Here is a 22,272-nt window from a genome sequence, read left to right as displayed (position 1 = left end):
GGGTTCCCAGCTGCCGCGCAGGCTTGCTGCCTAGGATGGATGGGTGAAAGAACAGGTCCTTCCAACGCACGACGGCGGCAGGCTGGCTTTGTACAGCTACGGCGCCGAGGATGCGCCGGGCGAAAAGCGGGTACTGCTGATCGGGGGCGCGTTCCTCACGGCCCTGATCTACCGCCCGTTCTCTATTGCGCTGGCGAAGGGCCTGGGCGACGGCTGGGCGGTGGATGTGTATGACCGCCGGGGCAGGGGAAACTCGTCCGAACAGCCGCCTGACTACAGCATGGCCACTGAGATCGAGGATGTCCGGACTGTCCTCACCGCCACCGATGCCCGGAACATCCTGGGCCACAGCCTGGGCGGATCGGTTGCGCTGAACGCGGTGCAGGAGTTCACGGGGACACCGTTCGTCCCGGACAAGCTGGCGGTGTACGACGCCGCAGTCAACATCGACGGCAGCATCGATACCAAGTGGCTGGACGGGTTCGAGGACGCCGTCAACAACGGCAAGGTGGGCCATGCCCTGGCCCACATGAAGAAGGCCACAAGCCCGGGCTCGGCCATGGCGAGGATTCCGGAACCCGTCCTGGCCGGCCTGATGGCGGTTTTGTCCCGGACCAAGGTGAACACCATTTTCCGGCAGGTGATGCCCAGCGGCGTGGGTGAGCTGCGCGCGGCCTACGACGAAAAAGACCACGCCCGGGACTTTAGCGTGCTCCCGCCGGGCACCCACTTCATGGCCGGCGGGAAGAGCCCCAGCTATTACCGGGTGACTGCCGAGCGGCTCCACGCAGCCGTCCCGGGCAGCACCTACCAGCTCTCCCCCAAGTGCTTCCATGGTTCCGTCCCGGCAGCGGTCAAGGAACTGGTGGAGGCCATCGCCGCTTACTTCAAGGACGAACGTCCGGACGGGGCCAACCCCGACGATGATTCCCGCCCGGACCAGGCCGGCGCTATCCCCGTTCCCCGCGGCTGAAGCCCGCCAACGCTGCTTCCCCGAGGTTCCGCCACACTGTGCGCGGCTTCGGTTCCACGCTCCGGTCCGCCAGCCAGTCGCCCCACGCGGTGATGTCCTCCCCGCCCGCAGCGGCAACGGCATCACAGGCAAACCCGACGCCGGCGGTCCCGTCAGAGAGCACCACTGAGCCCAGCAGCATGGGTTCGGGAAGCCCCGCCAGGAACGTCCCCAAAGCCGCCGGTGACAGCAGCCACCGCTCCCCCGCCAGCTCCGCGCCATCGTCGGACCGGTAAACGCCGGGCTTGGCCGGCACGGTATCAAGCGCCACCATCCGGTAGCGCGCTGCCGTCCGGACCGCACCATCCCAGAAGGCCCCAAGTTCCTCCAGCTGCGGCGCCAGCGGCTGTCCTTTACGGTGCGCCCCGACCACAACCAGCGGCACGGCCACCGCGCCCGCGGCCATCGGCCAGGGAACGGACGACGACGGCTGGCCGGCTTCCGGAATGGGTCCGCCTATGTCGCCGGCAACGGCAGCTCCGGCGGCGAAGAGTTCCGGCGCCGGCGGCGTGGTTTCGATGCGGTGTGCGATATCCGCAGCCACGGCGTCGTCGAAGGTCCGGCCCACCACCGTAAGTCCGAACTGGGCGCCGTCCACTTCCCCGGCGGGGACGGCCACGGCGCACAGATCGAACAGGTTGCAGAAGTTGGTGTAGGTGCCCATCAGCGAGTTCACGCCCACGGGGTCCGCAGCAACTTCGGCCAGCGTGGGGTGGAAGGGCGCCGTGGGAACCAGCAGTGCGTCGAAGCCTTCCAGCCGGTCCATGGCCCTGGTCTTCAGCTCCTCCAGCCGGGCGGTATCGGCGACATAGCGGTGCGCGGGCACTGTGCCGGCCGCGCTGATGATGCCCTGCACCGTGGGATCGATGCCCGCACTGTCCGCGGCGCCGTCGGCCGTTTCAACTGTCGCAGCATTCACGAAGCTGCCCACGGCGGCGTAGCGCTCTGCCACCAGCCCGCCGTCGTACAGCAGGCGGGCGGCCTTGAGGAAGTCGTCGAATTCGATCGGTTCGGCGTCCACCCCGGACGCCTGCAGCCGGTCAACCTGCCGGTCGAACTCCGCCGCCCACTCCGGTGTCAGGGCAGGCAGTGACGCGGGATATGCCACTCGCGGCCGGGACGGCGCAGCGAGCCGGATGTCCGCTGGCCAGGCCCGGGAGTTGCCGGCCATGACGCCCATGGCGAGTTCGGCGGCAGCAAGATGCCGGGCAAAGATGGTGACCGCGTCCCAGGACCGGCAGGCCGGCACCACCCCGGCCGTGGAGACCACGTTGAGGGTGGCCTTGATCCCGACGATGCCCTGCAGGCCGGCCGGGACCCGTCCCGAACCGGCAGTGTCCGTCCCGATCGCGATGTCCGCCAGTCCCAGCGCCACCGCAACAGCGGAGCCGGAGCTGGAGCCGCCGGAAATGTGGTCCGGGCGGCGGGAGTCGCGGACCGCACCGTAGGGACTCCGCGTTCCCACCAGTCCGGTGGCGAACTGGTCCAGGTTGGTGGCGCCCAGGACCAGGGCCCCGGCGGCGCGCAGCCGGGCCACGGCTTCGGCGTCCTCGTCCGGTGTATAGGCGAAGCCGGGGCAGGCGGCGGTGGTGGGGATGCCTGCCACGTCAACGTTGTTCTTGACGGCGAGCAGGAGTCCGGCCAAGGGGAGGCCCGCGCCGCCTGACACGGCGGTATCGATTTTGGCGGCCTCGGCCAGGAGGTCCTCCCGGCCGCGGAGGGTGACCCAGATTTCCGGCCGGTCCACGGCGTCGATGGCTGCGAGCGCTGCCCTGACGCGGCGGGTGGCACTGCCGGTGACGGTGTTGCTCATACCGTTGCCTCTTCCAGTTCGAGTGCTTCCAGCTCCGCAGTTGCAGGGTCCATGCCGGCCAGGACCACCACCGCTTCGCCAGCCACCACCTGCGAACCGGCGGCCGGCAGGACGCGGAGCACCACGCCGTCGCAGGGCGCTTCCAGGACGGTTTCCATCTTCATCGCCTCCAGCGAGATTAGCGGCTGGCCCTTGGCCACGCGGTCGCCTTCCGCCACGTCCACCTTCCAGACGCTGGCGGCGAACGGTGCCGAGACCAGCGAACCGCCCTCCGGAGCCTCCACTTCGCCTGCATCAGGGGCAACGACGGCGGCGAGCGCCTCCGCGCGGTCGAACTCGCCGGCGTCGGCCCAGGCCTGCCGTTCCACGGCGAAGGCTGCGCCCTGCTTTTCCCGGAACACCTCGATTGACTCGCGGTTCTCCGCCAGGAATGCCTCGTGCTCGGCCAGGGAGAAGGTGCCGTCCTCGATCTGAACGCCCCGTCCCCTGCCGGCGGCCATGTCCGCGCGCAGGTCCAGGAGTTCCTCCGGGCTGACCGGATACCAGGAGATCCTGTCGAAGAAGCGCAGCAGCCAGGGCGATCCCGGGTCGAACGGTGCGGAGTCGGCGTAGCGGGACCACACCTGGGTGGTGCGGCCCACGAACTGGTAACCGCCGGGGCCTTCCATGCCGTAGATGCACATGTACGCCCCGCCGATGCCCACGGCATTCTCCGGCGTCCACGTGCGCGCCGGGTTGTATTTCGTGGTGACCAGGCGGTGCCGGGGGTCCAGCGGCGTGGCCACGGGGGCGCCGAGGTAGACGTCGCCGAGGCCCAGGACCAGGTATTCGGCGTTGAAGACGGTGTCGAAGACCTCGCTAACGGAGTCCAGGCCATTGATGCGCCGGATGAACTCGATGTTCCACGGGCACCAGGGGGCGTCGTCGCGGACACCCGCCATGTACCGTTCGATGGCCTCGCGGGTGGCGGGATCGTCCCAGGACAGCGGCAGCCGGACGGTGCGGCTGGGAACCACCAGTTCTGAGCTGGCGGGCAACGCGGCCTCGACCTCCTGGACCAGGTCCAGCAGGCGGGTGGTGGACAGGACGGACGGGTCCACCTTGATCTGCAGCGACCGGATCCCCGGGGTCAGGTCCACGACGCCGGGAACACGCAATGCCTCGATGTGCTGGTGCAGGGCGTGGACCCGGGCGCGCAGGCCAAGGTCCAGCACCATCTCGCCGTATTCGACCAGCAGGTTGTCATCGCCGGAGCGGCGGTAGGTGACCGCCGGCCGGCCGGAGCCTTCCGGCACCCGGCCCAGCACGCCGTCGTCGCCATCTCCCTGGAACGAACGGGCCGGAACGCCGAGCGATGGGGTTGACGGCCACCCGGCGTTGCCCGGAAGCACCAGCTGCCGGCCGGGTCCCAGGTCCTTGGCCGACGGCGCCTGGCTGGCTTTGATGGGCACGAACCGGACCTTGTCCCCCGGGCGCAGCTGCCCCAGCTTCCAGCGCTCGGCTGTCACCACGGTGACCGGGCAGACGAAGCCGCCCAGGCTGGGTCCATCCGGGCCGAGCAGGATGGGGGTGTCACCGGTGAAGTCCAGGGCGCCCACGGAGTAGGCGGTGTCGTGGATGTTGGATGGGTGCAGGCCTGCCTCGCCGCCGTCGGTCCGGGCCCAGCGGGGCTTGGGTCCGATGAGCCGGACGCCGGTGCGGGCGGAGTTGAAGTGCACCTCGTACTCCGCGGCGTACAGTTCGTCGATGTCTTCGCGGCGGAAGAACTCCGGGGCGCCGTGCGGGCCTTCGGCAACTGCCAGCTCCCAGGTGGACGTCAGGGCGGGGCGGCTGTCCAGCGGCACCGCAGTTCCCGTGGCGTGACCCGCCGGGCCCTTTACCGTGCGAAGGACGTCGCCTGCCCGCAGGACCCGCCCGGCGTGGCCGCCGAACTGGCCCAGGGTGAAGGTGGAGGCGCTGCCAAGGTATTCCGGGATATCCAGTCCGCCCTGGAACAGGATGTAACCGCGCAGGCCCTTCCCGCCGGCCGTGCCGACGTCGAGCGTTCCTCCCGCGGGGACCGTGACGGGGGCCCACGCGGGCACCTCCGCACCCTCGACGGTCACCGTTACTTCCGCGCCGGTGACGCATACGGTGGTGGCGTGGGTGAAGGTCAGGCTGGGGCCGGTCATGGTGAATTCCAGGCCGGGGGCGCCTTCCGGGTTGCCCAGGGCCGTGTTGCCCAGACGGAAGGAAAGATCGTCCATGGGGCCGCTCGGCGGAACGCCGATCTGCCACAGCCCGGTGCGCCCGGGCCAGTCCTGGACGCTGGTCTGCAGGCCGGGGCGGTTCACGGTGATGCGCGGTTCCGGATCCCCCACGTTGTCCAGGGTGCTGGTGGAGTGCAGGACGCTGCGGACCACGTCCATTCCACTGACGGCCCGGAGCATACCGAGGTTGGTTTCGATGCCGTCGATGCGGGTGTTTTCCAGGGCTGCCGCGAGCCCGTCGAAGGCGGCTGAGCGGCTTGCGCCGGAGGTGATGATCTTGCCCAGGAGGGGGTCGTAGTTGGTGGCCACCTCGGTCCCGGTTTCCACCCAGGCGTCCACCCTCGCTTGGTCCTTTCCCGGGTAGGCCGCGTTTGTGACGGTGCCCGCGCTGGGCTGGAACCCGCGGGCCGGGTCCTCGGCGTAGACGCGGGCTTCGACGGCGTGGCCGGTCACGGGCAGTGCGTCCGGGACGTCGGCGAGGAAGGCCTTGGCGTCCGGGCCGCCCTGAGCCAGGCGAAGCATCCATTCCACCAGGTCGACGCCGGTGACGGCTTCGGTGACAGGGTGTTCCACCTGGAGGCGGGCGTTGACTTCCAGGAAGGAGGCTTCCCTGCGGGCGGGGTCGTAGACGAATTCGACGGTGCCGGCGGAGCGGTAGTTAAGGGAGGCGCACAGGGCACGGGATGTGCGGTGCAGTTCCGCCCGCAGATCATCGGGGAGGTCCGGGGCAGGTGCTTCCTCGAGGACCTTCTGGTGGCGGCGCTGGAGCGAGCAGTCCCGGTCGCCGAGGCTCACCACCCGGCCCTCGCCGTCGCCGAAGACCTGAACTTCAACGTGGCGGGCGTTTTCCACGTACCGTTCGGCGAACACGCCCGCGGTGCCGAAGCTGGCACGAGCCAGCCGGGCCACGCGGGGAAAGCTTTCGGCCAGCTCCGCCTCGGAACGGCAGACGGTCATGCCGATGCCACCTCCACCGCCGGTGGCCTTGAGCATCAGCGGGAAGCCGATTTCCTTGCCGGCCGTGACCGCGGCGTCCACGTCCTCCAGCAGCCCGGACCCCGCGATCATCGGCACCCCGGCCGCACGGGCGGCGTCGCGCGCTGTGTGCTTGGTACCGAAGATGCGCAGCTGGTCAGGCGTGGGGCCCACGAAGACATGTCCGGCTGCTTGCACGGCCTCGGCGAAGTCCGCGTCCTCTGACAGGAACCCGTAACCGGGGTGGATGGCGCCCGCGCCGGTGGCCTTGGCAGCTTCCAGGATCGCGTCGACGCGGAGGTAGGACTCTTTGGCGGGCGCGGGTCCCAGGAGCACGGCCTCGTCGGCGAGCCGGACGTGCCTGGCGCCGCGGTCCGCCTCCGAGAAGACGGCAATGGTGCGCAAGCCCAGTTTCCTGGCGGAGTCGATGATGCGGCAGGCGATCTCGCCGCGGTTGGCGATCAGCAGGGTGTCAAAGGTACTCATCGTGCAGCCTCCGGCCTTGTGACGATCATGCGGACAGGCGTGGGGTTGAACCCGTTGCAGGGGTTGTTGATCTGCGGGCAGTTGGAGACGAGCACAAGGGTGTCCACCTCGGCACGGAGGGCCACGCGCTTGCCGGGGGCGGAGAGTCCGTCCACGATGCCCAAGGCGCCGTCCGGGTCCACCGGCACGTTCATGAACCAGTTGATGTTGGACACCAGGTCCCGCTTGCCCAGGCCCCAGCGCGAGCCCTCGATCAGGAAGTTCTCCACGCAGGCGTGCTGCTCCCGGGTGTGTTGGCCGTAGCGGAGCGTGTTGGACTCCTGCGAGCAGGCGCCCCCGATGGTGTCGTGCACGCCTACCTCGTCTGCCACCACGGTCATGAGGGGTGCGCCGGTGTCGGCCCGGAGGACCGATCCTGTGGTGAGGACGATGGCCTGCTGCGCTGCGATCGTAGCGGGGGCGGAGTAGCGGACGGTGGTGTCGGCCGCGGAGTACAGCAGGCAATCGACGGCTTGGTTGCCTTCAAGGTCCACGATGGTCAGCACGTCGCCTGCCGCCACCACTGCCGACCACGGTCCGCGGGCTTCGACGAATTCGTCCAGGATCACGGTGCCGGCGGCGAGCGCGGTGTCGGCGGCCTTTGGGGCAGGTTTGGTGTCCGCGGGGGTTTCGGTGAAAGTGGCGGTGTTCATCGGGCGTTCCTTGCGGTGAGGTCGTGGTCGGTGTTGCGGAGGGCCTGCAGGTGTTCGGGGGCCAGCGGGCCGGTGAGGCGCCCGGCTTCCAGTTCCCCGAGGTCCCTGGGCGCGTGCCAGGCAACGATGTCGACGGCGGTGCCGGTAAAGTCCGGGCGGGGGTCCAGCGGGTGGGCGGTGTTCGCCAGGACCAGCACGGCGTCCATCTGGAGCAGGAGTTCGACGGCGGCACCCGGCCCCGCGCTTCCGGTGAAGGTAATGCTGCCGGCCGGGTCAACGGTGATGCCTTTGAAGAAGGCGAGCGACGGCGCCACATCCCTGGTGCCCAGGCCGTTCTTGAGGGCGGCCAGGGTGAGCAGTTCGCGGGCTGCCGGGGAGGCGCTGTGGGCGGTCCCGGCTCCGTACTTCGCCGTGTTGCCGGTGAGGGTGGTGGCGCCGGTGAGGGCATCGTGCCGGCTGGAGGTGTCCGCGACGATGGTGGCCATGAGCCGGCCGGCGTCGGACAGCAGCGGGTGCCCGACGCCGGGGTAGGCCTGCCACGGGACCTTGACGGTGTCCGCGATGTTCAGCCGCTCGTGCAGGTTGCCGGCGCGGTAGAGGAGGGCGTGCACGCACGCGTCGCCGGCAGTGTCGGTGAGCCGGATCCGGGTGCCCCGGGCCAGCGCCATGGTGGTGTAGCGGCCAAAGGCGAGGGATTCCGCCCAAGTGGGTATCACGCCGTCGGGCGCTCCGGCCAAAAGGTGCGAGGGGGCGGAAGCTGCCGGCACGTGGCGCATGGTGTCCGCCGTCTTGCCGTGCTGTTCCCTGGCGTGGGCACGGGCGCCGGCCGTCGTGGCCGTCCCGCTGGTGACTGGTGTTTCGAGGGTCTGTGTCATGTCAGTCCTGTACTTGGTGGAAGTTCGTGGAGTTCTGGGTCTCAGGCCTTGGCTGCCAGGTTCCGCTGCCGGACCCAGACGCCCAGGAGCAGGACGGCGGCGACCATCAGCGGTGCGGACCAGAGGAGGAGTCCGTTCTCGCCGGTGGGGTCGTACACCTCGGGCCTGGGCCAGGCGAGGTTGACCACCATGAGGCCGCCGTAGAGGACGGCAAGGATGTTGACGGGAAGGCCCCAGCGGCCGAGGGTGAAGAGGCCTGCCGGCATGGTCTGCCCCACCCGGTCCCAGTCGCCGCGGAGGCGGTTGAGCAGCTGCGGGACGGTGACCAGGAGGTAGGCGATGTAGACCATGACGATGCAGACGCTGCACAGGGTGGTGAACAGGGCCGCATTGCCAACGTTGATGGCCAGCACTCCCACTGCCAGGGCGCCGATCACTATGGAGGGCCACATCGGGGTGCCGCGGGTGGGGTGGACGGAGGAGAGAAGGGCCGACGCCGGGAGCTTGCCATCGCGGGCCATGGAGAACACCAGCCGGGAACCGGCTGTCTGGATGGCCAGGGTGCAGACGAAGATGGCGATGGCCACGTCCACCAGCAGGACCTTGCCCCAGAACGTGCCCAGGACAGCGGTGAGGACGTAGGGCAGGCCTTCGGTAGCCAGGCGGCCGTCGTCCAGGCTGGGCGCCGCCATCAGGGCGGTGATGATCATCAGCGCGCCGCCGATGCCGGAAATGAGGAGGGCGGAGAGGATGGTCCGCGGTGCGGTGCGACGCGGGTCCTTGGTTTCCTCGGACAGCTCGCCGGCGGAGTTGAAGCCCACCATCACGTAGGCGGCCATCAGTCCTGAGACGAGGAAGGCTCCCACGGCGCCCAGGTCGGAGCCCTGCAGCACGGTGGTGTCCGCGACAACTTCCGGTCCGCGCTGGGCGGCGCTGATGAGGGCCAGGATGACGGCGGCAACGCCCACGATCTCGCAGGTGACCCCCACCGAGTTCACGTGGGCCATGAGCTTGACGCCCAGGGAGTTGATGATGGTGGTGGCCACCAGGAGCACGGCGCCAAGGACCACGGCGTTGCTGGCGCCGGTCACGGTGTTGAGTGCGGGGTCGCCGCCCACCACCTGGAAGCCGTCCCAAAGTTGGGGCAGGACCACCTGCAGGGCGATGGCCGCGGCAGCCGCGGTCACCACCTGTGCAATGGCCATGAACCAGCCGGCGAACCAGCCGACGCCTTCTCCCCCGACGCGCCGCGCCCACTGGTACACGGCGCCGGAGAGGGGGTAGCGGGCGGCGAGTTCGGCGAAGTTCAGGGCGACCAGCAGCTGGCCTACCAGGACAACGGGCCAGGTCCAGAAGAACGCGGGCCCGGCGAAGGAGTAACCGAATGCGAAGAGCTGGAAGATGGTGGTGAGGATCGACACGAAGGAGAAGCCGGCGGCAAAGGAAGCGTAGCGGCCGAGCTTTCGGTGGAGGGTGGGCTGGTAGCCAAGGGACGTCAAGTCTGCATCGTCCTGGTGGACGGTGGGAAGAACGGTTGAGGTCATCGGGAATCTCCGGGCTGGAAAGGGATTGTGGGGCAAAGCCTCCCGGCACTGCAGCGCTCGGCCGAAGGCTGCTGATTACCGGTCAATTGATAGTTTTCCAGCGGGATGTCCCCAAACAGTTTCACCTCTGTAAAAGGCGGATAGACATCTTGTTTCGCGCAGATTTCCGTACCCTCACAACGGTGGCAGGCCCTTCCCGGGCTGTCCTTTGGTCCCGTCCGTGGTGCAAGAATGAGGCCGTGACTTCAGCAGGACCGGGACGTCCCCGCCACCAGCAGCCCTCGCGGCCAGGCGCCACCGCCCGCGATGAAATCCTCGACGCCGCGGCGGAACTGTTCACCACCCAGGGCTTTGCCAGCACCTCCACCCGCTCCATCGCGGACGCCGTGGGCATCCGGCAGTCATCCCTCTACCACCACTTCAAAACCAAGGACGACATCCTTGAGGACCTCCTGGAGGGGACGGTGTCAGGGGGCCTGAAGTTCGCGCGCGCAGTTGCCGCGTTGCCCGCCGAGCAGGCTGGAACCCATCGGCCGGCCGGAAGCCAGCTGCACGCCGTCGCGCTTTATGACGGAACCCAGCTGTGCAGCGCCCGGTGGAATCTTGGGGTCCTGTACCACCTGCCCGAGGTACGCACCACGCGCTTCGCCCGGTTCCTCAGCCACCGCCAGGAACTCCGGCGGCTGTACGGGGAGCTGGGCGGCGGGCTGTCGGCGACCGCCGCTGGTCCGGACGGGGGCGACTTCACCTTCCGGCTGGTCGAATCGCTGATCTATCTGCGTGCCGATGGTGCCGTGACGGCGGAGTCCGCACTGCAGGCAGCGGACGCGGGACTGATCCTCTGCGGACGCGGGGACCACCTGCCGGCCATCCGCACAGCGAGCCAGGCGTTGATCAACCAACTGGCGTGAGCTGGAGACGCCCGCGTCCGTGATGCCCCACCCAGCTTGCTCGGCTAGGCTCGGACCATGACGCGAGAGAACATCAGGACCCCCGACGGCGGCACTGTGGAGCTCTTTTCCACCGGCGCGGACATGGCTTCGGCAGGTTCGGGCGTGGTGGTGGTGCCGCCCTCCATGGTCACGGCCGCTGACTACACCAAGTTTGCCCAGAAACTGAGCGCCTCGCTGGGCCGGCCGGTGCACACCTTCAACCGGCGCGGCCGCGGTTCGTCGTCGCCCCAGCCGGAGGACTACACGCTGGACGTGGACATCCGGGACCTGGACACCGTCATGAAGCACACCTCCAGCACGGACGTCTTTGGGCACAGCTTCGGCGGGGCGGTCGCCCTGCACGCCGCGCGGACCCTCCCCGTGGAACGGCTCGCCGTCTACGACCCCGCCGTGTCAGTGAACGGCAGCGTCACCGCCACTTGGATCGCCGAGTACGAGAAGGCCATTGCCGCCGGCGACGATGACCGCGCCCTCGCCGTGATCCAGCGCGGCCTGGAAGCCGGTGGATCCTTCTCATCGCGCATGCCGCTCTCCATGCTCACCCTGGCCAACAAGCTCACGGCCGGCACCACTGAAGGGAAGCAGCAGCGCGAACTCATGCGCACCGGCGTGCGGGAGATCAAGGCCATCATCGCGGCGGACATGCCTGCGGAGCCGTTCCTGGACCTGCCCTTGGAGACGCTGATCGTGGTGGGCGAAAAGAGCCCGGCCTACTTCGGCATCGCCTGCGGGCAAATCCACGACGTATTGTCCGGCTCCAGCTACACCATCCTGCCCGGCTTCGGCCACGACGGCGCCATCAAGGCCCCGGACAAGCTGATCAAGGAACTGAGCGACTTCTTCGCCGGTTGAACCGGCACGAAAAGGCCGTTGCCCCACTGGGAGCAACGGCCTTCTTGGTTGAGCCTGGACCCGTCAGTGCGCTGCGCCGTGGCCCGGACCGGTGCCTTCGGTCTTGCGCATCATGGCAGAAAGCACGACGGCGGCGAGGGCTATGACGGTTGCCGTCATGAAGGCGGCGCTCATCCCTGCGACGAGGCCTGAGGCCGCGCTGACCACGGCGAAGATGGACACCAGCAGTGCCGTACCGGCGGCGCCGGCCACCTGCTGGGTGGTGCTCATGATCGCCGACCCGTGGGAATAGAGGTGCGGCGGCAGCGGGTTCAGGCCGGTGGTGAAGGCAGGGGTGAACAGCAGCGCCAGGCCGAAACTCAGCCCCACGTGCAGGGTGACGATCCACCAAACTGCCGTGCCGGCGTCGAGCATTGAAAACTGCCAGAGGGTCACCACCATCAGGATGGATCCGGTGACGGTGAGGGGCAGCGGGCCCACTTTGTCGAACGCGCGGCCGATGACCGGGCCCAGCAGGCCCATGGCCAGGCCGCCGGGGAGCAGCACAAGGCCGGTTTCAAGCGAGCCAAGGCCCCGGACCTGCTGGAGGTAGAGCGGCAGCAGGATGACCCCGCCGAACAGGGCCATCATGGCCACGACCATGAGCAGGACCGAGACGGTGAACATCCGGAAATTGAAGGCGCGCAGGTTCAGAAGCGGCGCTTCGCCCTTCTGCAGCCGGACCTGGCGGAGCACGAACACCGTCAGGGCAGCGACACCGATCACCAGGGCCGCGATGGCTCCGGCACCCGGACCTGCCTGGCCGCCGTGGCCGCCGCCGATCTGGCTGAGCCCGTAAACCAGGCCGCCGAAGGCCGGGACCGTGAGGACAACCGAGAGTGCGTCCAGCTTCCCCTTTTCCGTTTCGCCCACGTTGGTCAGGTACTTCGCGCCGATGGCCAGCGCCGCGAGGGCCACCGGCAGGACGAAGACGAACATGAAGCGCCAGGTGAAGTGCTCCAGGATCAAGCCGGAAACGGTGGGACCCATGGCCGGGGCGACTGAGATGGCAATGCTTACGTTGCCCATGACGGCGCCGCGCTTGGCGAGGGGAACCAGGGTGAGGATGGTGGTCATCAGCAGCGGCAGCATGATGGCCGTGCCGCCGGCCTGGATGATGCGGGCCAGCAGGAGGACCTCGAACCCGGGGGCAACTGCCGCCAACGCCGTTCCGCCGGCGAACAATCCCATGGCCAGCAGGAAGACTGCCCGGGTGGAGAGGCGCTGGAGGATGAAGCCTGTGGTGGGAATGACCACGGCCATGGTGAGCATGAAGCCGGTGGACAGCCACTGGACTGTGGGGGCGTCCACGCGAAGGTCCACCATGAGCCGCTGCAGGGCGACGTTCATGATGGTCTCGTTGAGGATCACCACGAACGTCGCCACCAGCAGCGTGCTGATGATGGTCACTGCTTCCCGCGACATCTTCTCCGGCGCTGCAGGCTGCTGTCCTTGGCGGACTCCACCGCGGATTTCGTCGCGGGTTCCTTCGCCCGGGCCGGGCTGGGCGCCGGCGTTCGGAGAGACTTCGGTAGACATGGGTGTTCCCTCAGGGGTGTTTGGATGAGTGATGCGCGGTCAGCGCCGCTGCAGATTCCAACACTCTACCCGCTGGAGTAATTCCTCCATACGGGTTTAAAAACCCTGAGGGAACTTTAGGGATTAGGCGGTCTGGCCCGCGTGCTGGCCTTCGGAGATCTCCTCCACCAGCTTGTTGTTGAATGCAGGGAGGTCGTCCGGGTTCCGGCTGGTCACCAGCCCCTGGTCCACCACCACTTCCTCGTCAGTCCAGTTGGCGCCCGCGTTCTTCAGGTCTGTCTCCAGCGTGAAGTAGGACGTGACGTTCCGGCCCTTGATCACGCCGGCCTCGATCAGCAGCCAGGGTCCGTGGCAGATCGATGCCACCGGCTTGTGCTGTTCGAAGAAGCTGCGGGTGAAGTTTTGCGCGTCCTTGTCGACGCGCAGGTGGTCCGCGTTGACGACGCCGCCGGGAAGCACCAGGGCGTCGAAGTCTGAGGCGTTGGCGTCGGCGACCGTCATGTCGACGTCGAAGGTATCGCCCTTGTCCGTGCCGTTGTAGCCCTGCAGCTTGCCGCTCTTGGGAGCCACCAGGGTGGGCTCGCCGCCGGCGTCTTTCACTGCCTGCCAGGGACTGGTGAGCTCTACCTGCTCCACGCCGTCAGTCAGCAGGAATGCGACCTTCTTGCCTGCGATGCTGTGCTCTGACATTGTTCCTCCTCGCCTGAGGCGGTCCGCGGCCCTTAGGCGCGCAGCAACCGCCCGAGAGTTGATTGCCTGACGTGTTCCAGCCTAGGAAATCCGAAAGTAATAAGCAAGCTGACTATCTGTTTTGTCAGCCTGGACGGTCCCGCTGGCGCGCATCCCCGGGCAACGTACGACGGCTGGTGGGTTGAGTGCTTCCAATTACCTGCGTGAGTGGTGGACCGGCGCAAGTCAGAATGTCAGTGCCTCGTTAGAAGATTCTCTTATGGAAATCAGCAGCAGTGCATCAGCGGTAGGACAGGGCCTTCATGGCTTTGCTGCTGCCCTTGATGCGCTGGAGCGGGAGGACGCTGCGCTGGCCTCCGGCCTTGCTGTTGGTTCCGGTGTTGATGTGTTGCAGCGGCGGTATGAGATCCGGTTGGAACGGCTGGATCTCCGGTCCCGGCTCACGGCCCAGCTCGCGGCCGGGCAGGCACAGGATGCATCCGAGGCCGTCGCGTTTCAGCAGGCCATGACTCCGCCCGATGCCTCCCTCCAGGACCGCACCTACGCTGAAATGTCCACCGTGGAGGAAATCGCCGGCGTCCTGACGCTGAGTTCAGCCGCCGCCGGCGCGTTCGTGGAACAGTCCCGGAAGGTCTGCTCCCTCCCGCCCGTGTTCCAGGCCCTGGCCGTCGGGGCCATGTCGTGGCAGCACGCGAGAATCGTGGCGGACGAAACCGAAGGCCTCGACCCGGCCGGTGCTGCCGGGCTGGTGGCGCATTTCTTCGACCCCGCCGCACCCCACCCCGCCCGCGGTGCCGCACCCGGTGAACTCGCCCCGTCCCGGTTCCGGGCCAAGGTCCGTGGCTGGCGGGAACGCCACCACCCCGAATCCATCGAAAAACGCCACGCCAAGGGTTTTGCCGACCGGCGGATGGAATACACCCCCGACCGCGACGGCATGGCCTGGATCTCGCTCCACCTCCCCGGCGACACCGCCTGCGCCATCTGGAACCGCACCACCGCCACCGCCCGGGGCCTCCAAGGCCCCAACGAACCGCGCACCATCACCCAACTCCGCCCCGACATCGCAGCATCACTGCTCCTCAGCACCGGCACCACCACCGCCGCAGCAACCGAGCCGGTCAGTAACGATGAAGGACCCGGTAACGACGACGGGACCGGCTCCGCTGCCGGTTCGCGGCCCGTCCGGGAGATCGGGAAGGTACCCGCCCCGCGGGCCGATGTCCTGGTCATGGTGCCGGTTTTCTCCCTGCTGGGGGTGACGGATGAGCCGGCGGTACTTGACGGGGTGGGACCGATCCCGGCCTCGATGGCCCGGAAACTCGTCGCGGACGGGGCGGAGTCCTTCTACCGGGTCCTGGTCGACCCCAGGGACGGGGCACCGCTGGAGATCGGGAGAACCCGTTACCGGCTTCCCGAGTCCATCAAACGCTGGATCAGGATGCGCGACACCAAATGCACCTTCCCCGGCTGCACCAACCACACCCCGGACAACGAAACCGACCACCTGCAAGCCTGGGAACACGGCGGAACCACCGGCACAACCAATCTGGCCCAACTCTGCCCCAAACATCACCGGCTCAAACACCACAGCCACTGGACACCCGGTCCGGCCACCAACAATGACCCACCCGGCTGGACCTCACCCACCGGCCGCCACTACAAACCCGAACACCCAGACCCCGAACCACCACACTGGCCGCAATGGGCGATGCCCGCCGGACTGAAGTCTCCTGGCGCCCAGGACCCCGACGCCAGATGCCGGGAAACCAAGTGTCCGGACACCAGGTGTATCGACGCCTGCTGTCTCACCATCCGCTCCGGCAATATCTGCTGCCTTGGGATCAGCCCCGAAGACCTGTCTCCCTGGGAACCGGAGGACGACAACTTCGTAGACGAGCACCTCATACACCCCGACGACCTGCCACCGGGTTATCCACTCTGGGCCGAACTCCTCGCGACGCCGCTCATACCCTCCGGATGACATGGGCTCATAGTCACGCGGCGGCATGCTCGGGCCGACGCCGTTACGGCCCGTGGTGCTAACCCCTGTGGTGCTCGATCAGCCAGACTGCCATCTGATGGGCTCGCTGTGCGGCCAGCCGGTCTCCCTCGGTGGCCGAGATGATTGAGCCCTTCATCAGGATCTGGCAGGAACGGGCAAATTCTTCAGGACGCACCAGGCCGGCTTCTTCTGCCAAAGCCTGGATATGTCCTCGGATTCTGGCCAAGTAGTCGATGCTGGCCTGGCCCAAGGGGTGGGCGGGCCCCATTTCCAGCAGGACGTTGACGAAGGAGCAGGCTTCGAAGTCATCACGCTGGAACCAGTCGCCAAACACGTCAAAAATGGCCAGCAACTGCTCCACCGGCATACTCCCCCGGCGGCGCGCCTCAGTCAGGATGGCGTCAACCGTCCACTGCCGGTCCCGCCGCTCGAGGAACGCCAGCACCAACGAGTCCTTCGAGGGGAAATGCCGGTAAAAAGTGGCCTTGGCTACGCCGGACCGTTCGATGAGCTCGTTGACGCCAACGTCACGGATCCCCCGCCGCGAAAACAGCTCGTAAGCCACCGAAAGGATCCGCTCCGCAGGGTTGGCATGCTCTGCCGGGTTGGCAAGATCCGTGAGGTTGGCAGGCTCTGTAGGGTGGGCAGGAGCAACCGCCGCCCCGGCCGTGAGGGGCGCGGCAGACGGTGAAAAATCTGCATTGGGATTCATTGCAATTGAAGTGTACTCCGGGGCAGACAGACCGGTCTTTCCCGCTGTACTGTTTTCCTACGCGCAGTGCTTTGAAGGCCGCGTAGGCCAGACCACCGGCCGCTTGGGAATGGTGCAAGGAGGCTCCAGATGACAGCAGAGCGGATGTTCGAGGGCGTTCCGTCAGCCCCGGACCCCTGGACGTCCAGTGACACCCCTGCCGAGATCCGGCAATTCGCCCTCGAGTCCCTCCGCTGGCAGGCCCAGGAAATAATCGATGAATTGCTGGCGGACACCAACCCCGCCGAAGAACTGGCCAGGGCACGGCTTCGCCGTTGCGTCGCCCGTAACCCGGGCCAGCCGGAGAAGGCACTCCTTGAACAGCTGATGGCCAGCGAGGACGGGTTGCACTTCTAAGCGGCGGGAAGTCAGGAACTCAGCGGGACGTTGTCGATCAGCCGCACCGGGCCCACCTTGGCCGCGATAAGTGCCAGGGCCTCGCCGCGGAACGGAGTTTCCCGGCAGTTCTCCGCCAGCGGCTCAAGGGTCCCCGGATCCACCACATCGAAGTAGTCCAGTTCCACCAGGGGCTGGGACTCAACCATCGCCAGCGCAGAATCAAGGTCCAATGGCTCGTGGGCGTTCGCCCGCTCTTCCAGCAGCCGCAGCGCCCTCGACAGGACCAGCGCGGCGTCCCGCTCGTCGTCGGACAGGAAGCGGTTCCGGCTGGACAAGGCCAGCCCGTCGTCAGCACGGACCGTGGGCACACCCACAATCTCCACGGGGAAGTTCAGGTCCGCAGCCATTCGCCGGACCAGGGCCAGCTGCTGGGCGTCCTTCTGGCCGAAGTAAGCCCGGTAGGCGGGGAGGCTGCCGCCGGCCGTGCCCGCAGATCCGGCCGGGAGGCCGGCCGCCGGCATCCCATAGTGCAGCAGTTTGGCAACGACAGTCAGGGCGCCATCGAAGTGGCCGGGCCGGGAGGCGCCTTCCCACTTCTCCCCCAGGCGTCCGGAGGTGATCCGCACCAGAGGCTCCCCGCCGGGGTAGACCTCCTCCACGGAGGGCGCGAAGGCGAGGTCCACGCCCTGCTCCTCCAGCAGCGCAAGGTCCGCGTCAAGCGTCCGCGGGTAGCGGTCCAGGTCCGCGGCATCCCCGAACTGAAGCGGGTTGACGAAGATGCTCGCCACCACAACGTCATTGTTTTCGACGGCGGTGCGGGCCAGCGCAGCATGTCCCTCGTGGAGCGCGCCCATGGTGGGCACCAGCCCCTGTGAGGTCCCCTGCTTCGCCTTGAGGAGCCGGGCGCTTTCGGTGTGCAGGCCGGCCACGGTGGTGACGAGTTGAATGGACATTCAGTCCTCCTTCGGATCGAGGGCCTCGTGCAGCCCTTTCAGCTGGTCGGCTTTCAGCAGTCCGCGCCCTTCGGCGCGGAGGGCTGTGGCGCGTGCCATCGCAAGGTAGGCCTCCAGCACATCACCGTGCCCGCCGGCGTCGTACTCCCGCAACGCCTCGGCGTGCGCGCGGACCGTTCCCACATCCCCGCGTGCAACGGGACCGGTCAGCGCAGACTCCCCCGAGGCCAGTGCGTTCTCCAGGGTCGCCCGCAGAAGCGGTCCCAGCATGCGCTCGGGCGACTCAACGCCCACCTCGCGCAGCAGTTGCGACGCCTGCGCCACCAGGGTGACCAAATGGTTGGACCCGTGGGCCAGGGCTGCGTGGTAGAGCGTCCTGTCCGCCTCGGCGATGGCCACCGGTTCGGCCCCCATCTCCACCACCAGCGCATGGGCAATGGGCAGCATAGGCGCGTCGGCCGTCACCCCGAAGGTGCAGTCCAGCAGCCGGGTAAGGTCCAGGCTCATGCCGGTGAAGGTCATGGCCGGGTGAAGTGCCAGCGGGACGGCGCCGGCGGCACGGACGGGATGGAGCACGCCGACGCCGAAGCGGCCGGAGGTATGCGCCACGAGCTGGCCGGGCTGCCAGGCGCCGAGCTTCGCCAGCCCTTCCACCAACCCGGGCAGGGCGTCGTCGGGCACCGCCAGCAGTACCAGTTCCGCGCGCTCCACGATGTCCTGCACTTCCAGGATGGGCACGCCGGGCAGCAGGGTTTCGGCCCTCTCCCGGCTGGCGTCGGAGACCGCCGACACTCCGACGACGGCGTGCTCGGCTGCGCGCAGCGCGGCGCCAAGGACGGCCCCCACCTTGCCGGCGCCGATGATTCCGACGCCGAGGCGTCCGGGCTTAGCCATGCTGCTGGCCTTCCTGTTGGTAATGGGTACGGGGCTCTGCTGCAGCCCCAGGCTTCACCGCCGGCGTGCATTCCGGAACTGGTTCAACTGACGGGACAACCTGCCGCAACCATTGTTCGGTGGTTTGCCGCTTCCGTGCCAGCCGGGCGCGTGCGGACTGCTCGTCGAAGAGTTGCCGGGCCTCGTCCAGCCCCGCCTGGGTCAGCCGTGGGGCCACCGGCCCGGCGGTGGTGTGCAGCACCAGGTCCGCCACCCGGAAGTGGCGCGCCACAGGCCCTTGGTGAAGTGCCATCGACTGCGTCCGCTGGTGCGGGACAACAACCAGTTCCCGCCACCAGCGCCCGGAGCGGATCAACAGCGCCGTGTCGGTGGCCGCGAAGCCGTTGCGCCGCCACGCCAGGGGTGCCAGCAGCCACGCCCGCCGCGGCGTGGTGACAAAGCCGCCGTGGGAATCGAAGCCCCCAAGCCCGGCAGCGAAAACCGCCTCCGGCTGGTCGGTGCCAGGGTCGGGCAGGACCAGCGAGAGCATGGCAAGGACGTCGGCAAATTTACCTACCGGCAGCAGGATGGTCCGGGTGTTGCCTTCGACGGCGTTGCCCGATGTCCCGTAGCCGGCGACATTCACCTGAATCCGATACCAGCCGAACGGGCGCCACAGCGGCGGCTGGGCAATCTTCACCGCCTGGATCCGGCCGGGCGGAAGCGTCTGCGCCTGGGTGTCGAGCAGACCGTACCGCAGCCGGATGCCATCCGGCGAAATGGCGGCGATGAAGTTGTACCCCTTGTTGAAGAAGTTCCAGTAGCTGGCCGCGAGGCCAAGGGCGGCGGGCACCAGGTAAAAGTAGAAGGCCCGGTTGTCCGTCAGTGCGGAGAGGAACATCGAAGCGGCGCCCCCCACCACGATGAAGAAGCTTTGCTCGCTCAGCAGCAGCGATCCGATAAGGCGCGACGGCGGCACGGCCAGTACCGTAAACTCCGGCGCCTCGGGTGCGGGCTGGGCGGGATGCTGCTGGCCGGCCGGCCCTTCCAGATCAATGCCCGGCGGGCGGCCCGGGATGTAGCCCGCGCCTGAACCGGCGCCGGCAACGGCCCCGGAAGCGCGCGCCAGGATGGTGGCGCGCAGTTGGCGGGCGTCGGCGATCTTCAGGTACGCCAGCCGCACGGCTGACTCGCCGGCGTCGGCCACCTCGAACTTGAGTTCGGCCAGGCCAAAGATGCGCGCCAGGAGGGGCTGCACGATGTCGATCGCCTGCACCCGGTCCAGCCGTGCCTGCCGGTGCTGGCGGTAGAGGAGCCCGCTGTTGACCCGTACATACCCGGCGGACACCTGGTATTTGGTGAAGTACCAGGTAAGGACGAATCCCAGCACCGCCACGGCCAGCACCACGGCACCGCCGCCCAGGACCCAGGGCGCGCGGCGGCCAAACCCCTCCTCGAAAACAGGCTGCCCCTGCAGGGACCGCTCAAAAAGGTCCCTGCCAAAGAAGAAGGCGATGGCAGCCAGGGCAACCCAGCCGCGGACGAAAGGTGAGGCGGGATGCACACGCAGCCATTCGCCGTCGGGCGTTCTGCTGCTTTCCGTGCCGGCTGCCGCAGGAGGCAGGACCGGCTGCCCGGGCTGCTGGCCGTCAGCCGTCACAGTCCTGCCAGCCTGGCTTCGCCGCGGGCCGCCAGCTGTTCCCGGAGCCGCGCGCCCTCAGCAGCCGGAAGGCCGGGGATGCGCGCGTTGGTGCCAGGCGACGCCGTATGAAGCTTCACGGTACACAGGCGCAGCCCACGCTCCACGGGGCCGACGGCGATGTCCACGTACTGCATGCGCCCGTAGGGAACGGCCATGGTGCGCTGGAAGAAGATGCCGCTCCTGACCAGCAGGTCGTCGTCGCGCTCGGCGTAGCCGACGGCCCTGACCTGCCGCGGGATGAGCACCAGCCGCCACACGGCAACCAGCAGCATGACGGCCGGAACGGTGATGGCCAGCCACAGCGGAGGCCAGCGCCACCAGCCCAGGAGGACAAACACCAGCGGGGCGGACAGGACCAGGACTGCGGCCAGGTTAGCCAAGGCCCACTCCACGAGGCGGACTGTTATGAATTTTGGCGACACCCGCTGCCAGTCGATACCCGGCGGGTCAATCGCCTCGGTACGCATATTCGCCTTCCCCGGCGGCCTCCCCGCGGGCAGGGCGGCCCTTCTTCCCGTCCAGGTTGGGGTCACCGTCTTCGGGTGGAATTTTGCAGAACCGTTCCACGATGAGCCCCACCACGATCATCACCAGGCCGCCGCCGGCCATGGCCAGGGCCAGCCACGTGATTCCCTGGTCACTGCGCATGCTCCAAATCCGCAGCTGGTCCAGGAAAATGCCCACGTGCCACCCGAGCAGCACTGTTCCGGCGTACGCGCAGGCCTGGGCCAGGACCAGGGTCCGGGCGGCCAGGAGGGGGTCCAGCTGGGTCTTCTTTGCCGTGCTGTTGGGCTTGTGGCTGTTGCGCCACCTCAGGATCCGGATGCCCAGGATCAGCGTGATGATGACGATGACGCCCATGGTGGCAAGGGCGGTGGCGGGCAGGACGGGCGTGGCAATGCTGTAGCGGCTGGTGACCACTGTCGCAGACCAGCCCGCGATGGCAAGGATGACGCCGATCAGCAGCAAGCGCAGGGGGTTGATGGGTTTCATCGCTCCTCCACCGCGCCGGCCGTGGGCATCCCGTCAAAGTCGCCGAAGCCGTCGAAGGGTGCCAGATCGGCGAAATCATCGGCCCGGGCGGCCAACGCGCCGATCCTTTCGCCCCCCAGGGTGGCGGCCGGTTCGATCAGCGACCAGGGGTAGAGGACGAATGCACGGGAGGCCGCCCGCGGGTGCGGGATGGTCAAGGCGGGATCGTCGCTGCGGAGGTCCCCGTAGGTGATGATGTCGACGTCGAGCGTCCGCGGCCCCCAGTGGACCTCGCGGACGCGGAGGTGCTTGTTCTCCACGGCCTGGCAGTGTTCCAGCAGCTCCATGGGGGTGAGGCTGGTTTCCACGGTGATGACCATGTTCAGGAAGTCAGGCTGTCCGGCTGGGCCGCCCACGGCTTTGGTCTGGACGATGGGAGAGACGGCAAGGAGGCGAACCTCCGGCGGATCCACCAGGTCCGCCACGGCCTCGGTCAGGGTCTCGTTCCGCTCACCAAGGTTGCTGCCGAGGGCGAGCACCGCCTTGGTGTAGATGCCGTTCATGTGCCGGCTCCGGACAGGGCATGGCCTGCACCGGCGCGTTCCCTGTGCACGGTGACGGCCACGTCGCCGAAAGGAACCTCGATGGGGGCCTGGGGTTTGTGGACTGTGATCTCCACGGCCTGGAGCTTGAATTCGGCCAGGAGGCTGTCCGCGATCCGCACCGCAAGTGCCTCGATGAGGTTCAGGGGTTCCCCGGAGATCCACTCGGTTATACGCTGCGCCACCTCACCGTAGTGTGCGGTGTCCCGGACGTCGTCGGACTGCGCCGCCTCGGTGAAGTCGAGGTAGAGCACCGCGTCCACCACGAAGGGCTGGCCCTCCCGGCGTTCGAAATCGAAGACACCGTGATGACCCACTGCGGTCACTCCGGTCAGCGTAATCCTGTCCATGGGTCC

The 22,272-nt window shown here is 68.0% G+C and carries 20 protein-coding genes; 5 read left to right on the top strand and 15 right to left on the bottom strand.

Translation table 11 applies throughout. From position 1 onward, the window contains the following. The first annotated feature begins 43 nt into the window (after positions 1-43). Positions 44-973: an alpha/beta fold hydrolase gene (locus JCQ34_RS01150; protein ID WP_286400984.1), complete on the top strand. Its 930-nt coding sequence runs from the start codon at positions 44-46 to the stop codon at positions 971-973. Here JCQ34_RS01150 and atzF read toward each other — a convergent pair. Genes atzF through JCQ34_RS01125 form a run of 5 tightly spaced genes read right to left on the bottom strand, consistent with a single transcriptional unit; the run spans position 951 to position 9,646 of the window. Then, positions 951-2,825: an allophanate hydrolase gene (gene atzF, locus JCQ34_RS01145; protein WP_286400982.1), complete on the bottom strand. Its 1,875-nt coding sequence runs from the start codon at positions 2,823-2,825 to the stop codon at positions 951-953. The two genes, JCQ34_RS01150 and atzF, sit on opposite strands and share 23 nt — an antisense overlap. Continuing rightward, on the bottom strand, positions 2,822-6,535 hold the full coding sequence (gene uca / locus JCQ34_RS01140; protein WP_286400981.1) for an urea carboxylase: 3,714 nt from the start codon (positions 6,533-6,535) through the stop codon (positions 2,822-2,824). The genes atzF and uca overlap by 4 nt, the downstream gene beginning before the upstream one ends. Further along, a complete protein-coding gene (locus tag JCQ34_RS01135; protein WP_286400979.1) occupies positions 6,532-7,227 on the bottom strand; it encodes an urea amidolyase associated protein UAAP2 in 696 nt (231 codons plus the stop codon). Before JCQ34_RS01135 ends, uca begins: the two co-directional genes overlap by 4 nt. Beyond that, on the bottom strand, positions 7,224-8,102 hold the full coding sequence (locus tag JCQ34_RS01130) for an urea amidolyase associated protein UAAP1 (protein ID WP_286400978.1): 879 nt from the start codon (positions 8,100-8,102) through the stop codon (positions 7,224-7,226). Before JCQ34_RS01130 ends, JCQ34_RS01135 begins: the two co-directional genes overlap by 4 nt. Before the next feature lie 41 nt (positions 8,103-8,143). Next, positions 8,144-9,646 carry an amino acid permease gene (locus tag JCQ34_RS01125; RefSeq protein WP_286400977.1) on the bottom strand — a complete coding sequence of 501 codons (1,503 nt, stop codon included), beginning with the start codon at positions 9,644-9,646 and terminating at the stop codon, positions 8,144-8,146. A 239-nt stretch (positions 9,647-9,885) separates the two neighbouring features. Between JCQ34_RS01125 and JCQ34_RS01120 the strand changes: the two genes are divergently transcribed. Beyond that, a complete protein-coding gene (locus tag JCQ34_RS01120; protein ID WP_286400976.1) occupies positions 9,886-10,557 on the top strand; it encodes a TetR/AcrR family transcriptional regulator in 672 nt (223 codons plus the stop codon). A gap of 57 nt (positions 10,558-10,614) precedes the next feature. Further along, positions 10,615-11,451: an alpha/beta fold hydrolase gene (locus JCQ34_RS01115; RefSeq protein WP_286400975.1), complete on the top strand. Its 837-nt coding sequence runs from the start codon at positions 10,615-10,617 to the stop codon at positions 11,449-11,451. A gap of 63 nt (positions 11,452-11,514) precedes the next feature. Here JCQ34_RS01115 and JCQ34_RS01110 read toward each other — a convergent pair whose 3' ends face one another. Both JCQ34_RS01110 and JCQ34_RS01105 read right to left on the bottom strand, forming a co-directional pair. Beyond that, entirely contained in the window at positions 11,515-13,029 is a 1,515-nt protein-coding gene (locus JCQ34_RS01110) for an MDR family MFS transporter (RefSeq protein ID WP_286400973.1), read from the bottom strand. A 123-nt stretch (positions 13,030-13,152) separates the two neighbouring features. Beyond that, the gene (locus JCQ34_RS01105; protein WP_286400971.1) at positions 13,153-13,719 is read right to left on the bottom strand and encodes a type 1 glutamine amidotransferase domain-containing protein; all 567 of its coding nucleotides are present in this window, start codon (positions 13,717-13,719) and stop codon (positions 13,153-13,155) included. A gap of 259 nt (positions 13,720-13,978) precedes the next feature. Here JCQ34_RS01105 and JCQ34_RS01100 point away from each other — a divergent pair, with 259 nt between their 5' ends. Next, on the top strand, positions 13,979-15,703 hold the full coding sequence (locus JCQ34_RS01100; protein ID WP_286400969.1) for an HNH endonuclease signature motif containing protein: 1,725 nt from the start codon (positions 13,979-13,981) through the stop codon (positions 15,701-15,703). Positions 15,704-15,761: 58 nt separating this feature from the next. Here JCQ34_RS01100 and JCQ34_RS01095 read toward each other — a convergent pair whose 3' ends face one another. Next, positions 15,762-16,436, bottom strand: a complete 675-nt coding sequence (locus JCQ34_RS01095) for a TetR/AcrR family transcriptional regulator (RefSeq protein WP_286400967.1) — start codon at positions 16,434-16,436, stop codon at positions 15,762-15,764. Positions 16,437-16,565: 129 nt separating this feature from the next. On the opposite strand from JCQ34_RS01095, the gene JCQ34_RS01090 reads away from it, so the two are divergent. Continuing rightward, positions 16,566-16,832 (top strand): hypothetical protein, encoded by a 267-nt coding sequence (locus tag JCQ34_RS01090; RefSeq protein ID WP_286400966.1) that lies wholly within the window; start codon positions 16,566-16,568, stop codon positions 16,830-16,832. Positions 16,833-16,843: 11 nt separating this feature from the next. Here JCQ34_RS01090 and JCQ34_RS01085 read toward each other — a convergent pair whose 3' ends face one another. The 7 genes from JCQ34_RS01085 to folB are packed head-to-tail and all read right to left on the bottom strand — an operon-like array spanning position 16,844 to position 22,266. Next, complete coding sequence (locus JCQ34_RS01085; RefSeq protein ID WP_286400965.1) at positions 16,844-17,767, bottom strand: 4-phosphopantoate--beta-alanine ligase; 924 nt, start codon at positions 17,765-17,767, stop codon at positions 16,844-16,846. Continuing rightward, positions 17,768-18,661: a Rossmann-like and DUF2520 domain-containing protein gene (locus JCQ34_RS01080; protein WP_286400963.1), complete on the bottom strand. Its 894-nt coding sequence runs from the start codon at positions 18,659-18,661 to the stop codon at positions 17,768-17,770. Then, positions 18,654-20,300 (bottom strand): PH domain-containing protein, encoded by a 1,647-nt coding sequence (locus tag JCQ34_RS01075; protein ID WP_434738922.1) that lies wholly within the window; start codon positions 20,298-20,300, stop codon positions 18,654-18,656. The genes JCQ34_RS01080 and JCQ34_RS01075 overlap by 8 nt, the downstream gene beginning before the upstream one ends. After that, the gene (locus JCQ34_RS01070) at positions 20,297-20,809 is read right to left on the bottom strand and encodes a PH domain-containing protein (protein ID WP_286400961.1); all 513 of its coding nucleotides are present in this window, start codon (positions 20,807-20,809) and stop codon (positions 20,297-20,299) included. The genes JCQ34_RS01075 and JCQ34_RS01070 overlap by 4 nt, the downstream gene beginning before the upstream one ends. Next, complete coding sequence (locus JCQ34_RS01065) at positions 20,790-21,335, bottom strand: DUF3180 domain-containing protein (RefSeq protein ID WP_142131628.1); 546 nt, start codon at positions 21,333-21,335, stop codon at positions 20,790-20,792. The genes JCQ34_RS01070 and JCQ34_RS01065 overlap by 20 nt, the downstream gene beginning before the upstream one ends. Next, on the bottom strand, positions 21,332-21,877 hold the full coding sequence (folK, locus tag JCQ34_RS01060) for a 2-amino-4-hydroxy-6-hydroxymethyldihydropteridine diphosphokinase (protein WP_286400957.1): 546 nt from the start codon (positions 21,875-21,877) through the stop codon (positions 21,332-21,334). The genes JCQ34_RS01065 and folK overlap by 4 nt, the downstream gene beginning before the upstream one ends. Beyond that, positions 21,874-22,266, bottom strand: coding sequence for a dihydroneopterin aldolase (folB, locus tag JCQ34_RS01055; protein WP_286400955.1), 393 nt, complete (start codon positions 22,264-22,266; stop codon positions 21,874-21,876). Before folB ends, folK begins: the two co-directional genes overlap by 4 nt. Positions 22,267-22,272 lie beyond the last annotated feature (6 nt).

This window comes from Pseudarthrobacter defluvii, from assembly GCF_030323865.1.
Taxonomy (GTDB): domain Bacteria; phylum Actinomycetota; class Actinomycetes; order Actinomycetales; family Micrococcaceae; genus Arthrobacter; species Arthrobacter sedimenti.
The sequence above is the reverse complement of the archived record's forward strand: the minus strand, read 5'-3'. Positions and strand labels throughout refer to the sequence as shown.